At 71.1% G+C, this 12,606-nt stretch carries 9 protein-coding genes; 3 read left to right on the forward strand and 6 right to left on the reverse strand.

What is annotated here, in order from left to right:
* Positions 1-168 precede the first annotated feature (168 nt).
* The 3 genes from IEZ12_RS31170 to trpS all read right to left on the reverse strand — a co-directional run bounded on the left by IEZ12_RS31170 (position 169) and on the right by trpS (position 3,163).
* A complete protein-coding gene (locus tag IEZ12_RS31170; protein ID WP_229848364.1) occupies positions 169-903 on the reverse strand; it encodes a nucleoside/nucleotide kinase family protein in 735 nt (244 codons plus the stop codon).
* Between the two features lie 11 nt (positions 904-914).
* Positions 915-1,844, reverse strand: a complete 930-nt coding sequence (locus tag IEZ12_RS31175) for a S66 peptidase family protein (RefSeq protein WP_189276836.1) — start codon at positions 1,842-1,844, stop codon at positions 915-917.
* Positions 1,845-2,125: 281 nt separating this feature from the next.
* A complete protein-coding gene (trpS, locus tag IEZ12_RS31180) occupies positions 2,126-3,163 on the reverse strand; it encodes a tryptophan--tRNA ligase (protein WP_189276838.1) in 1,038 nt (345 codons plus the stop codon).
* A gap of 737 nt (positions 3,164-3,900) precedes the next feature.
* On the opposite strand from trpS, the gene IEZ12_RS31185 reads away from it, so the two are divergent.
* Positions 3,901-4,299, forward strand: coding sequence for a hypothetical protein (locus IEZ12_RS31185; protein ID WP_189276840.1), 399 nt, complete (start codon positions 3,901-3,903; stop codon positions 4,297-4,299).
* A 168-nt stretch (positions 4,300-4,467) separates the two neighbouring features.
* Here IEZ12_RS31185 and IEZ12_RS31190 read toward each other — a convergent pair whose 3' ends face one another.
* Positions 4,468-5,007 (reverse strand): NUDIX hydrolase, encoded by a 540-nt coding sequence (locus IEZ12_RS31190; protein ID WP_189276842.1) that lies wholly within the window; start codon positions 5,005-5,007, stop codon positions 4,468-4,470.
* A gap of 149 nt (positions 5,008-5,156) precedes the next feature.
* On the opposite strand from IEZ12_RS31190, the gene IEZ12_RS31195 reads away from it, so the two are divergent.
* Positions 5,157-6,080, forward strand: coding sequence for an ATP-grasp domain-containing protein (locus IEZ12_RS31195; RefSeq protein ID WP_189276844.1), 924 nt, complete (start codon positions 5,157-5,159; stop codon positions 6,078-6,080).
* 72 nt (positions 6,081-6,152) lie between these two features.
* Here IEZ12_RS31195 and IEZ12_RS31200 read toward each other — a convergent pair whose 3' ends face one another.
* On the reverse strand, positions 6,153-9,863 hold the full coding sequence (locus tag IEZ12_RS31200) for an ABC transporter ATP-binding protein (protein ID WP_189276847.1): 3,711 nt from the start codon (positions 9,861-9,863) through the stop codon (positions 6,153-6,155).
* A gap of 223 nt (positions 9,864-10,086) precedes the next feature.
* Positions 10,087-10,749, reverse strand: a complete 663-nt coding sequence (locus tag IEZ12_RS31205; RefSeq protein WP_189276849.1) for a TetR/AcrR family transcriptional regulator — start codon at positions 10,747-10,749, stop codon at positions 10,087-10,089.
* Positions 10,750-10,879: 130 nt separating this feature from the next.
* Here IEZ12_RS31205 and IEZ12_RS31210 point away from each other — a divergent pair, with 130 nt between their 5' ends.
* Positions 10,880-12,598, forward strand: coding sequence for a carboxyl transferase domain-containing protein (locus tag IEZ12_RS31210; RefSeq protein WP_229848367.1), 1,719 nt, complete (start codon positions 10,880-10,882; stop codon positions 12,596-12,598).
* Positions 12,599-12,606: the final 8 nt, after the last annotated feature.

Raw genomic sequence — 12,606 nt, forward strand, 5'->3', positions numbered from 1 at the left:
AAAGCGAATCCGCCGCAATCTCCGAAAACGCGCACAGCAAATACGAACGGAGACGCGAAAAGGACGCGACCCGTCACAGATCAACTGGGTGGTTCATGAGGATTGGCCGCCCCGGGACCGTCCACACAGATGCGTGTCCGGTGCTCCCTGCCGAGCGACTAGTCAACACTACGCCGATTGGTGGGCAGGCGCAAATGCCTCTGGACGAACCACCCAGTCGCAGGCCGTCCGGGTGGCCTCCACCTGAGCGGCGTTGGGTTGGTCGTTGCCGTCGATCCGGCGGCGCGCGGTGGGATGGTCCTGGCCGCCGGCGGTGTGACGGGCGAGGAGTCGGGCGTCCCGAGTGCTGTGGTCGGCGTCCACGTACCAGAGCTCGCGCAGCAGTGCCCGGGCATTCGTCCAGGGGGTGGCAAGGGACGCGAGGTAGTTGCCTTCGGTGATGACCAGGCGGGTGCAGGGGCGGATCAGGTGGCGGGCGGCGACGGGCTCGTCCAGGGTGCGGTCGAAGTCGGGCACGTAGATGTCGTGGAAGCGGTCGGTGGCAACGCGCTGGACGAGGGCGAGGTAGCCGAAGGCGTCGAAGGTCTCGGGGGCGCCCTTGCGGGAGCGCAGACCGAGACGGTCGAGCTGGGCGTTGGAGAGGTGGAAGCCGTCCAGCGGAAGGTAGGCCGCGGTGTCGGGGCCCTCGCGGCGGTTGACCTCGTCGATCAGCACGCGGGCGAGAGTGGACTTCCCAGCCGCGGGCGGGCCGGCCAGACCGAGGAGTGCTCGGCCGGTTCCGCTGCCTGGGCCGCGCAGCAGGCCGAGCGCCCGGGTCACGGCCGCCGCCGCGAGGGCGGGCATGCGTTCGGCGGCCGGTGCGGTGGGAGACGTTCCTACGGCGGAGGTGCCTTCGACGTGCATGGCCCGCCACCCTACGCGTCGGTGGAGGGGGTGAGAACGGGGGCGTCGAGCGTGAGCGTGGCGGCATCGGCGTCGAGCGTGGCGGGGACGCCGAGCGGGACGGTGATGGCGGACGGCGCGTGACCGAAGCCGAGTTCCCAGACGACCGGGATTCCAAGGTCGCCGAAGTGGTCGAGCATCACGGCGCGTACACCGTCGAGCGGTCCGCAGAGGTCCCAGGAGCCGAGGGCCACGCCGGCCACTCCTTCCAGGGCTCCGCTGCGTCGCAGCTGGGTGAGGATGCGGTCGAGTTGGTAGGGCTGCTCATTGACGTCCTCCAGGAGGAGCAGCCCGCCTGCGAAGGACGGTCGGGCGCCGGGGGTGCCGCGGTCGGCGGCCAGCAGGGAGGCGCAGCCGCCCATCAGGACGCCGTGGGCGCGGCCGGGAACGAGGGTCGCGGCATCGGGTCCGCCGAGGACGGTCGTGGTGGCCGGCTCGAACAGGGTGCGGCGCAGGTGTTCCGCGGTCGGGGCGTCAGTGGTGAACACGCCGGCGGCGGACATTGGCCCGTAGAGAGTGGGGGTGCCCAGCTGCTGCGCGACAGCCTCGTGCAGAACGGTGGTGTCGCTGAAGCCGATCAGCAGCTTGGGCGGGACGGCGCGCATCGCGTCCCAGTCCAGGAGGTCGACCATCCGATGGGCGCCGAAGCCGCCGCGTACACAGAGGACGGCGGCGATGTCGGGGTCCAGCCAGGCGGCTTGCAGGTCGGCAGCGCGGTGGGCGTCGGTGCCGGCGAGGTACGGCAAGGTGGGGTGGGTGTCGTGGACGTGCGGGAGGACGACCACCTCCAGGCCCCAGGACCGGAGGATGTCGGTTCCGAGGGCGAGTCGTGCGGGGTCGACTGCGCCGCTGGGGGCGACGAGGGCGATGCGGTCACCGGGACGGAGCGGGCGCAAGGACATCAGGGAGCTCCTTCATGGTGTGGAGCGCGGGTGGGACCGCGAACGGGGTGCGCATGGTCTGTCTGCAGGACGGGCGGTCTGCCTGCTGACGATATCCCCCGGTCGTGAACTCACCACCCTGATGCGATGACTGCCGGCCCATCACCTCTCCTCATGCTCGGCACCGCGCGGCGCCCCGGCTCGTGATCGACGGGATGCCCGACCGCGCCGGTGTGCGGGTCGTCGCCGGCCGGTGTGCGGGTCGTCGCCGCGTACGACCTGCACACCGGCTGCGGGATCGGTCAGAAGGTGCCCATCGCGGTGCGGACTTCGGCGAGGGTGCGGTCGGCGATGGCGTTGGCGCGGGCGTTCCCGCTGTGCAGGACTTCTCGGAGCAGGGCTCGGTCGGCGGCCAGCTCGGTGCGCCGGGCGCGCAGCGGGCGGAGGTGCTCGTTGACCGCCTCGGTGGCGGTGCGCTTGAGCCGAGCGGCGCCGCCGGAACCGATCTCCTCGGCGACGGCGTGCGGGTCGCGGCCCTGACAGAGGGCGATCAGCAGCACCAGGTTGGAGACGCCGGAACGGGTCGCGGGGTCGTAGCTGATGTGCCGGTCGTTGTCGGTGACCGCGCCGCGCAGCAGCCGCGCGGTCTCGTCCTCGTCGGCGCCGAGGGTGATGGCGTTGCCCCGGCTCTTGCTCATCTTGCCGGCGTCGATGCCGAGGAGCAGTGGAGCCTCGGACAGCAGGGCCTGCGGTTCGGGGAACAGCGGGGTGTAGCGGTCGTTGAAGCGGCGGGCGATGGTGCGGGTGATCTCCAGGTGCGGCAGTTGGTCCTGACCGACCGGGACCAGGTCGGCCTTGCAGAACAACAGGTCGGCGGCCTGATGGACGGGGTAGGTGAACATCAGCCCGCTGACCGCCGCCTGCCGGGAGTGGGTGATCTCGTCCTTGACGGTGGGGTTGCGGGAAAGTTCGGCGACGCTGATCAGGCTGAGAAAGGGCAGCATCAGCTGGTTGAGTGCGGGGACGGCGCTGTGGGTGAAGATCGTGGCCCGGTCCGGGTCGACTCCGGCGGCCAGGTAGTCGAGGACCAGGTTCTCGGCGTGCTCGGCGACCCGGTCGGCCCGGTCCCGATCGGTGATCACCTGGTAGTCGGCGATCACGATCATCAACTCGATGTCCTGGAGCTGGAGTTGGACCCGGTTCTGGAGCGTGCCGAAGTAGTGCCCGAGGTGAAGTGGTCCGGTCGGACGGTCGCCGGTCAGGACGCGGCGGTGGCCTTCGGCGGTGGGGGCGATCAGCGGGTTGGCGGTGCCGGGTGCGGTGTCCGGGACGGTGGTCATGGCGGGACTTCTCCTCCGGTTTGCGGTGGTGACCGCCCGCCGGGGTGGGCCCGTGTCCGTCGGAGATGCTCGTGCCGGGGCCGCCCGTACGGACGGCCCTGGAGTCATGCGAGGGGATCGGCCGTCCTAGGACGGCCACCAGCACAGGCATGACATGAGAGACATGCGTTCACCATAACGCGGTCGCGCAGGTAAGCGGGCGGATTTCGGGCGGGGCGGGAAGGAACCGTCAGGCTGTCCACACACGTCCCTTGGCCCGGCGTGCCCTGGTGGTGCAGGATCGGGCGAGCCGAGAATCCGGAGGGTTTGCAGTCATGACCTCGCTCGACCAGAACGCGCCGAACCGGCCGGCCGCGGATGCCAACAGCCCTGCGGCGAGCGCGGATTCGACAGGCTCCGGTTCGGGGCACGGCTCGACGCCGTCCGGATCGGACCTGAGCGGGCACTCGGACGCCGATACGGACAGCCACAGAGCACCGAACGGCCTCGGCGGAGCTCCCACCGGATTGCCGGCGGTGCCCGGGCCTGCACGGGAAGGCGACGCTCTCGCAGCGGCAGGTGCCGATGGCTTGGTGACAGGCAGAGCCGTGGGCACCCCGAGGTCGCCCGGCTGGTCGTCGGGGGCCTGGGGCGCGGTGGCAGGGCGGGTCCGGCCACCACGACGGCCGACCCCCTCGCGGCGGCTGAGCCAGGTACGGGCCGTTCCGCCCGCGTCGGCACCGTTCGACGGCACGGCGGTGAGCGGGCTGGTCGATGCCGAGCCGGAGAGCGCGCCGATCTCCCCCGTGGGGGTGCCGATGGGCGTGCTGATCGGCGGGTCGCTCGGACCGACCGACAGTGCCGGCCCCGGCGTGGCCCGGACCGCGGAGCGCCGGGTGTCCGCCCAGTTGCTGCGGTTCGGCTCCGGGACCTGCCAGGTGGTGCTGCCTGAGTGGCGGTCGGCCATCGCCGTGTCGGTCCCCACCGAGCAGTTGCAGCGCTCGACCGGGATGAGCCCGGAGGAGTTGCGCTCCGCCCTGCTGTCGGTGGTGATCAACCCGGAGGCCGTGCACGACCGCGAACTGGGGCTGCGCGACTGGCAGGCCGAGGTCCCAGCGGCTCGCGGACGCCGGAGGGGTCGGCGCCAGGTCCGTTGAGCGGTCTCGACCGGCTTCAGCTGCGGGGCAGTTGCGGGTGCAGGTGCGCCGAGGCGGCTGGTGCCGGGTGAAGCGGGTGACGGATGTGGGTGCCCGGGCTGGGCAGCTCCTCTCTGCGGGCTGCCGGAGTTCGGCGCGGCCGGGGTGTGGCGGCTCGCCGGACTGGCGTCAACTGCGCTGATGTGTAGTGGCGTTGGGCACGTAGCCGAGGTGGACGGGGACGATCGGACCGGCATCCGCAGTGCAGAGCCCGGCGACCAGGGCCGCCAGGTTCGGCGGCCAGAGCGGATCGGCGTTCGGCGCGGCCAACTCGTCCGGCGTCCACCAGCGCCATCCGAGGATGCCGTCGACGCGGTGGACCGCCGCCACGTCTCCGGGCTCGCGCCGCGGACCGCGAGCCAGGAATATGTGCTCGTGCTGACGGACAGGCGTGCCGTGCCAGGTGAAGTCGTGCTCCCAGGTGCAGAGGAGTTCACCGGGCCGGAGGTCGGTCCAGCCGGTCTCCTCGCGCAGCTCACGGAGCGCTCCCTCGGCAGGCGTTTCGCCTGGCTCCAGGCCACCGCCCGGAGCGTTCCAGTGCACCCCGACTTCGGAGTTGTCCGATCGGAACAGGAACACCTCACCCTCCGGCGAGAGCACCACCGTTCGCGCCGCTCGACGGGGTAGCCGTTCGCCCTTGGACTTCTGACGTCCTGTGATCCACCGCACACGCGAAGCCTGGCAGTGCAAGTGACGGACTGTCGATCGAGTTTTCGGCCGTTGCGACCAGCCCGGCGCGGGAACGCGGAGCAGAATGCCTGGTCAACGCAGGGTCAAGGACAGCCTGTCAACCGATCGGTGGATCTAATCTGAGCCTCATGGTCGACCCCACCGTCATCCTCCCCTCGGACCCGCTCCTGCCGCGTCGGACCGACCCGCACTTCGCCTGGGAGGCCGAGCTGATTCGGGCCGCCGGCGGCCGTCCGGCGCTGCTCGACCACGACGCTCTGCTGGCCGGGGACGTCGAGGCTGCCGTCCGGCGCGTCCCCGCCGGGTCGGGCGGGCTCTGGTACCGGGGTTGGATGATTCCCGTCGCCCGCTATGCCGCGCTGGCCGAGGCACTGGCCGACCGCGGCTGCAGCCTGCTGACCGGCTCGGGCGAGTACGCCACCGCCCATGAACTGCCCGGCTGGTACCGGACGTTCGAGCCCGTCACACCTGCCAGCAGTTGGCTCCCCGGCCGCTCCTGGGACCGCTACGCCCTGGCTGCCGCCGCCTCGGCCCTGGGCGGGCAGGGCCCCGCGATCGTGAAGGACTACGTCAAGTCCCGCAAGCACGAGTGGCACGAGGCCTGTTACGTGCCCGAGTTGGCCGACCTCGACGCGGTGGAGCGCGTGGCTGCCCGCTTCGCCGAACTGCAGGACGAGTTCCTCGCGGGCGGGCTGGTGCTCCGTCGCTTCGAGGACTTCGCGCGGACGGCGGACGGCCGGGCCGAGGAGGCCCGGGTCTGGTGGTTGGACGGCGAGCCCGTGCTGATCGGACCGCACCCCGACTGCCCGTTGAGTCGGGTCGAGCCCGACCTGTCCGCCGTACGCCCGCTGGTGCGGGAGTTGGGGTGCCGCTTCGTCACCACCGACCTGGCGCGACCGGCCGCGGGCACGGGCGGCCACGACGGCGGCGCCGAAGGCGGATGGCGGGTGGTGGAGGTCGGGGACGGTCAGGTCAGCGAGCTGCCGTCCGGAGTGGATGCCGAGGTGTTGTTCCGGGCGCTGGTGGGTGCTGCGCAGTCCGCGCAGGCCTGAGCAGGCCTGCTCTCGACCGGACGGCTCCCGGACCCGACGAGGTGCCGGGCCCGGGAGCCGCTGTCGGGACGGTCAGCCGAGTACCGGGGCGGGGTGCCCCTCCGCGATGAAGGCCTTCCACAGCTTGGCGTAGGCGCCGTCGCGGTCGATCAGATCGGTGTGGGTGCCGTCCTCCACTATTCGTCCGTGGTCGAGGACGACGATCCGGTCGGCGCGTTCGGCGGTGGTGAGCCGGTGGGCGATGACCAGGGTGGTGCGTCCGCCGCTGAGCCGGTCGGCGGCGTGGTTGACGGCTGCTTCGGTCGCGAGGTCGAGAGCGGCGGTGGCTTCGTCGAGGAGCAGGATGTCGGGGTCGACCAGCTCGGCCCGGGCGAGGGCGATGAGCTGGCGCTGCCCGGCGGAGAGGTTGCGGCCGCGGGCGGCGACGGTGTGCCGGTAGCCGCCGGTGAGCCGGGTGATCATGTCGTGTGCGCCGACCGCCTTGGCGGCAGCTTCGACTTCGGCGTCGCTCGCCCCGGGGCGGCCGTAGGCGATGGCGTCGCGGACCGTCCCGGCGAACAGGTACGCCTCCTGCGGGACGACGCCGAGCCGGTGCCGGTAACCCTCCAGGTCGTACCGCGTCAGATCGGTGCCGTCGACCCGAACGGTGCCGCCGGTGGCGTCGTAGAACCGGGCGACCAGCTTGACCAGGGTGGACTTGCCGGCGCCGGTCTCGCCGACCAGCGCGACGGTCTGGCCGGCGGGTATGTGCAGGTCGATGCCGGCGAGCACCTCGGGGTTGCCCTCGCCTCCGCCGTTGTAGGCGAAGCCGACGTTCTCGAAGGTGATCTCACCGCGCAGCGTCTCGACCGGGATGGGCTGTTCGGCCTGGGGCGTGCTGGTCGGGGTGCGCAGCAGCTCACGGATCCGGCCGAGGCCGACGGCGGCCTGCTGGTAGCCGTCGAAGATCTGTGAGAGCTGGTTGACCGGGGCGAAGAACAGGTCGATGTACAGCAGGTACGCGACCAGGGCGCCGATGGTCAGGGTGCCGTGGTCGACCCGGGAGGCGCCGACGATCAGGACCAGGGTTGCGGCGATGCTGGACAGGAACTGCACGAACGGGAAGTACATCGAGATGTACAGCTGGGCCTTGACCCGGGCGTGCCGGTAGGCGAGGCCGCGCTCGACGAACCGGTCGATGTTGGCGTCCTGGCGACGGAAGGCCTGGACGATCCGCATGCCCGCGACGTTCTCCTGCAGATCGGCGTTGACGGTGCTGATCAGGTCGCGGGAGATCTGGTACTGCTGGGCGGACTTCTTGCGGAACACCAGGGTGGCGATGATCAGCGGCGGCAGCACCGCGAGGACCACCAGGGCGAGACCCGGGTCGATCACGACGAGGGCCACGAAGATCCCGACGAAGGTGAACAGGCTGACGACGGCGGTGACCACGCCGGTCTGCAGGAACGAAGATATGGAGTCCACATCGGTCGTCATGCGGGTCATGATCCGGCCGGCCAGCTCGCGCTCGTAGTAGTCGAGGCCGAGCCGGTTGAGGTGGGCGAAGATCTTCAGCCGCAGGGTGTAGAGGACGCGTTCGCCGGTACGCCCGGAGACCTTGCTCTCGGTGGCCTGCACCAGCCAGTCGAGCAGGACCACGACGAGCGCCAGCAGGGCGGCGATCGCAACGCCCCCGATGGCGGCCTTGCTGACGCCGTCGTCGATGCCGTGCCGGATCAGCACCGGCAACGTCAGACCGGCGGCGGTGTCCAGCGCGACCAGCAGCAGTGCGAGCAGCAGCGGACGACGGAACGGGGCGAGCAGTCGGGCCAGATTGAACTTGGCGTCGGCGGTCTCGGCCAGCTCCACGGGGACGTCGGGGGTGTCGTTCGCCGGCGGCAGGGCGGCGACCTGGGCCAGCAACTCGGTGTCGGCGGCGGGCTTCTCCGCGACCGGTGCGGCCTTCTCGGTCTCCGCGGGTTCCTCGTTCTGCTGGGGCTCGGCGGCGGGGGCAGCCAGGGCGTCCGGGTCGGTGATCAGCGACCGGTAGCGCGGACATCGGGCCGTGAGTTCCTCGTGGGTGCCGATGTCGATCAGCCGACCGGCGTCGAGGACGGCGATGCGGTCGGCGAGCTGCAAGGTGGAACGGCGGTGTGCGATCAGCAGGGTGGTACGGCCGGCCATCACGCTGTGCAACGCGTCGTGGATCTCGGCCTCGATCTGCGGGTCGACCGCGGAGGTGGCGTCGTCGAGCAACAGGATGCGCGGATCGGTGAGGACCGCACGGGCCAGGGCGATACGTTGGCGCTGGCCGCCGGAGAGGGTGAGGCCCTGCTCGCCGACCTTGGTGTCGTAGCCGCCGGGGAGCTCGCGGATGAAACCGTCGGCCTGGGCGATCCGGGCGGCGGCGAGGATCTGCTCCTCGGTGGCCTCGGGGTGGCCGTAGGAGATATTGGTACGGACCGTGTCGGAGAACAGGAAGCTCTCCTCCGGCACGATGCCGATGGCGGCGCGCACCGAATCGACCGTGGCTTCGCGGAGGTCCTGGCCGAACAGCCGGACGGCGCCGGAGGTGGGGTCGTAGAAACGAGGCACCAGCTGGGCGACGGTCGACTTGCCGGAGCCGGACGCACCGACCAGGGCCAGGGTCTCCCCCGGCGCGATCCGCAGGCTGAGACCGTCGAGCACCGGGACGCCGTCGGGAACGCTGCCCGGCTCGGGGTGCTCCTCGGCCCGGTAGTGGAAGGCGACCCGGTCGAGCTCCAGCACGGGCGTGCCGGCCGGGGCCGCATCCGGATCGAGGGGCTGGGCGTCCGGGGTCTCGGCGACCAGCGGGCGCTGGTCGATCAGCTGCATGACGCGTTCCACGCCGGCGCGGGTCTGCTGGGCGACGGTGACCACCACGGCGAGCATCCGGACCGGGCCCGTCATCTGCGCGAGGTAGGTGGAGAAGGCGACGAAGGTACCGAGGGTGACATCGCCCCGGACGGCCAGCCAGCCGCCGATGGCGAGCACTGCGACCTGCCCGAGCGCGGGAACGGCCTGCATCGCGGGGGTGTAGCGGGCATTCAGTCGGATCGAACGGAGCCGAGCGGCGAACAGCCCCCGCGAGACCCGCTCCAGCTTGCCGCGTTCCTGGGCCTCCTGACCGAAGCCCTTGACCACCCGGACGCCACCGACCGCAGCGTCCACCACACCGGCGACCTCCGCGGCCTGCTGCTGAGCTGCCCAGGTCGCCGGGAAGAGGCGCTTACGGCTGAGGGTGGAGATCCACCACAGGGCCGGGGCCATCACCAACGCGATCAGGGTGAGCGGCAGCGACAACCAGAACATGACCACCAACGACATGCCGAACATCAGGGCGTAGCCCGTCATCATCGGCAGCATCGAGAGCAACCCGTTGACCAGTTGCAGGTCCGAGGTGGCGCGCCCGACCACCTGACCGACGTCCAACCGGTCCTGGCGGTGCCCGTCGAGCCTGGTCAGCGAGCGGAACAGGTCGGCGCGCATGTCGTGCTGGACGTCCAGCGCGAGCTGCCCGCCGTAGTAGCGGCGGATCTGTGTGCACAGGAACACCGCGGCGGCCGCGACCAGCAGCAGCACTGCCCAGGGGGTGAGCGGGCGGCGGTGCGTGGTGATCACGTCATCGATGATCACCTTGGTGATGAGCGGGACGATCGCGGTGATCGCCATGCCGACCAGCGACGACCCGAAGGACAGCGACAGGTTGCGACGGTAGCGCCAGCAGTAGCCACCGAGCCGGCGGAGCCAGCCTTGCTCTGGGAAACCATGAGTCTCGGGCATATTTAGTGATGCTAACCATTCGGCCGATTGGGCGTCCATCGGATTCGACGGGCGCATAGGAGGCTGAACGACCCGAGGTCGAGCTTCCTTCCCGTCTACAGCCTGCCCGCGGCACGCGGGGGTGCGCCTCCAACGGTCGGCTACACCTGGGTCAGCCGATCGTCCTAGGCGGGGGTACAGCAGACTTCAGGCCGGACCCTGAACCTGCCTGGAAACCTGCAGGTCAGGCAGCTGGGCTCGGCTCCACGACCGCAGCGGCCGCCGCCACGAACGCACCCTGGGCCAACGCGCGCAGCAGGGCTGCCATCGCTTCACGGCTCAGGCCGGTCCGCTCGGCGGCGAGCTCCGCCGGGGCGGCCTGCGGCGCCGCGCTGTGCGGGGTGGAGTTGAGCAGGCCGAAGACCGCGTGCACGGCGGCGCGGGCGACCGGTTCGGCTTCGGCGACGGCCAGTGCGGTGAAAGCCTCGCGCACCACAGCGACCCACAGTTCGACGTAACCGCGCTGCAGTCGACGGACCCGGCGGCGGTCCTCCTCCTTGAGGTGGAGCAGCTCGCGGTCGTGCAGGATGATCAGGTCCCGGTCGTCCAGGGCGAAGTCGATGTGGCCGTCGATCAGGGAGTCCAATGCGGCCTGCGGCCCGTCGGCCGCTCCGGCCCGTCGGCGCCCCTCTTCCAGCAGGCGCTCGCTGATGCCGACCAGGAGGTCGGCAAGCATCGCGTCCTTGCCCGCGAAATGCCGGTACAGGCCGGGTCCGCTGATGCCGACCGCCTTACCGATCTCGTCCACGCCGACGCCGAGGAAACCGCGGGCGGCGAACAGCCTGGCGGCCTCCTTCCGGATCTGGTCACGGCGTGGGAGCACAGGGGTGGCAGGGCGGTTGGGCATGCTGCCCATCGTAGACAGTCGGGTTATCGCTGGTTAACCTGGCGGCAGAGTTAACGCTCATTAACACGGGCTGGCCGGCTCGCCCTTCGGCCTGCCCGGATCCGAATCCGAGGGCAAGGGAGCTCTTGGGATGGTCCCCTCTTCTTCGGCACCGACCTCATCGTGGTCTCCGGCTCCGTCGCGGAACGCTTCCGCGACGAGGCAGCCGGTATCGCTGTTCGACGCGGCCGCCGCACCGGCACCGCGACTGGAGAGCACGGTCGACCCGGCGTCACCCGCCGGACTCGCCAACGCCCAGGCCCACCGGGCACTGGTCTCCGAGCTACGCGAGAAGCTCGCGGCAGCGGCACTCGGCGGCGGCGAGAAGGCGCGCGCCAAGCACACCGCCCGCGGCAAGCTCCTGCCCCGCGACCGGGTGGACACCCTGCTCGACCCGGGCTCGCCCTTCCTGGAGCTGGCCCCCCTGGCAGCCGACGGCCTGTACGACGGGGCCGCCCCCGCCGCAGGTGTGATCGCCGGCATCGGGCGGGTCGCCGGGCGCGAGGTCCTGGTGGTGGCGAACGACGCCACGGTCAAGGGCGGCACCTACTACCCGATGACGGTGAAGAAGCACCTGCGCGCGCAGGAGGTGGCCCTGGAGAACCGGCTGCCCTGCATCTATCTGGTGGACTCGGGCGGAGCGTTCCTGCCGATGCAGGACGAGGTGTTCCCCGACCGCGACCACTTCGGCCGGATCTTCTACAACCAGGCGCGCCTGTCCGCCGCCGGGATCCCGCAGATCGCGGCGGTGCTCGGCTCGTGCACCGCGGGCGGCGCCTACGTCCCGGCGATGAGCGACCAGGCGGTGATCGTCCGCAACCAGGGCACCATCTTCCTGGGTGGTCCGCCGCTGGTGAAGGCCGCCACCGGAGAGGTGGTGACCGCCGAGGAACTCGGCGGTGGCGACCTCCACTCGCGGACCTCCGGCGTGACGGACCACCTGGCGGAGGACGACGCCCACGCGCTCTCCATCGTCCGCACCATCGTGGCCGGACTCGGCCCGCGCGCCGCGAAGCCCTGGCCGCTCGCCCCGGTCGAGCCGCCCGCGGTCGACCCGGCCGGCCTCTACGGCGTGGTGCCGGTGGACCCGCGCACCCCTTATGACGTGCGCGAGGTGATCGCCCGCCTGGTCGACGGCAGCCGCTTCGCCGAGTTCAAGGCGGAGTACGGCACCACCCTGGTGACCGGGTTCGCCCGCATTCACGGGCATCCGGTCGGCATCGTCGCCAACAACGGCGTCCTGTTCGCCGAGTCCGCGCTCAAGGGCGCGCACTTCATCGAGTTGTGCGACCAGCGGGGCATCCCCCTCCTCTTCCTGCAGAACATCACCGGTTTCATGGTGGGTCGCCAGTACGAGGCCGGCGGCATCGCCAAGCACGGCGCCAAGATGGTCACCGCGGTGGCCTGCACCCGCGTGCCGAAGTTGACGGTGGTGATCGGCGGTTCGTACGGCGCGGGCAACTATTCGATGTGCGGCCGGGCCTACTCACCTCGCTTCCTGTGGATGTGGCCGAACGCGAAGATTTCCGTGATGGGTGGCGAGCAGGCCGCCTCAGTGCTTGCCACGGTCCGACGCGACCAGTTCGAGGCCCGAGGCGAGGACTGGCCGGTCGAGGCCGAGGACGAGTTCAAGCGCCCGGTCCGCGAGCAGTACGAGCGGCAGGGCAACGCCTACTACGCCTCCGCGCGACTGTGGGACGACGGCGTGATCGACCCCATGCAGACCCGGACCGCGCTCGGCCTGGCGCTCACTGCGTGCGCCAACGCCCCGCTCCCCGAACCCCGCCCGTTCGGCGTCTTCCGCATGTGACGCCTGGC

Source organism: Kitasatospora griseola (assembly GCF_014648555.1).
In the GTDB taxonomy this organism is placed as follows: domain Bacteria; phylum Actinomycetota; class Actinomycetes; order Streptomycetales; family Streptomycetaceae; genus Kitasatospora; species Kitasatospora griseola.

Coding starts and splice junctions, on each gene's coding strand:
- IEZ12_RS31170 (WP_229848364.1), bottom strand. CDS start 903: ATGCACGTCGAAGGCACCTCCGCCGTAGGAACGTCTCCCACCGCACCG.
- IEZ12_RS31175 (WP_189276836.1), bottom strand. CDS start 1,844: ATGTCCTTGCGCCCGCTCCGTCCCGGTGACCGCATCGCCCTCGTCGCC.
- trpS (WP_189276838.1), bottom strand. CDS start 3,163: ATGACCACCGTCCCGGACACCGCACCCGGCACCGCCAACCCGCTGATC.
- IEZ12_RS31195 (WP_189276844.1), top strand. CDS start 5,157: ATGGTCGACCCCACCGTCATCCTCCCCTCGGACCCGCTCCTGCCGCGT.
- IEZ12_RS31200 (WP_189276847.1), bottom strand. CDS start 9,863: ATGCCCGAGACTCATGGTTTCCCAGAGCAAGGCTGGCTCCGCCGGCTC.
- IEZ12_RS31205 (WP_189276849.1), bottom strand. CDS start 10,749: ATGCCCAACCGCCCTGCCACCCCTGTGCTCCCACGCCGTGACCAGATC.
- IEZ12_RS31210 (WP_229848367.1), top strand. CDS start 10,880: ATGGTCCCCTCTTCTTCGGCACCGACCTCATCGTGGTCTCCGGCTCCG.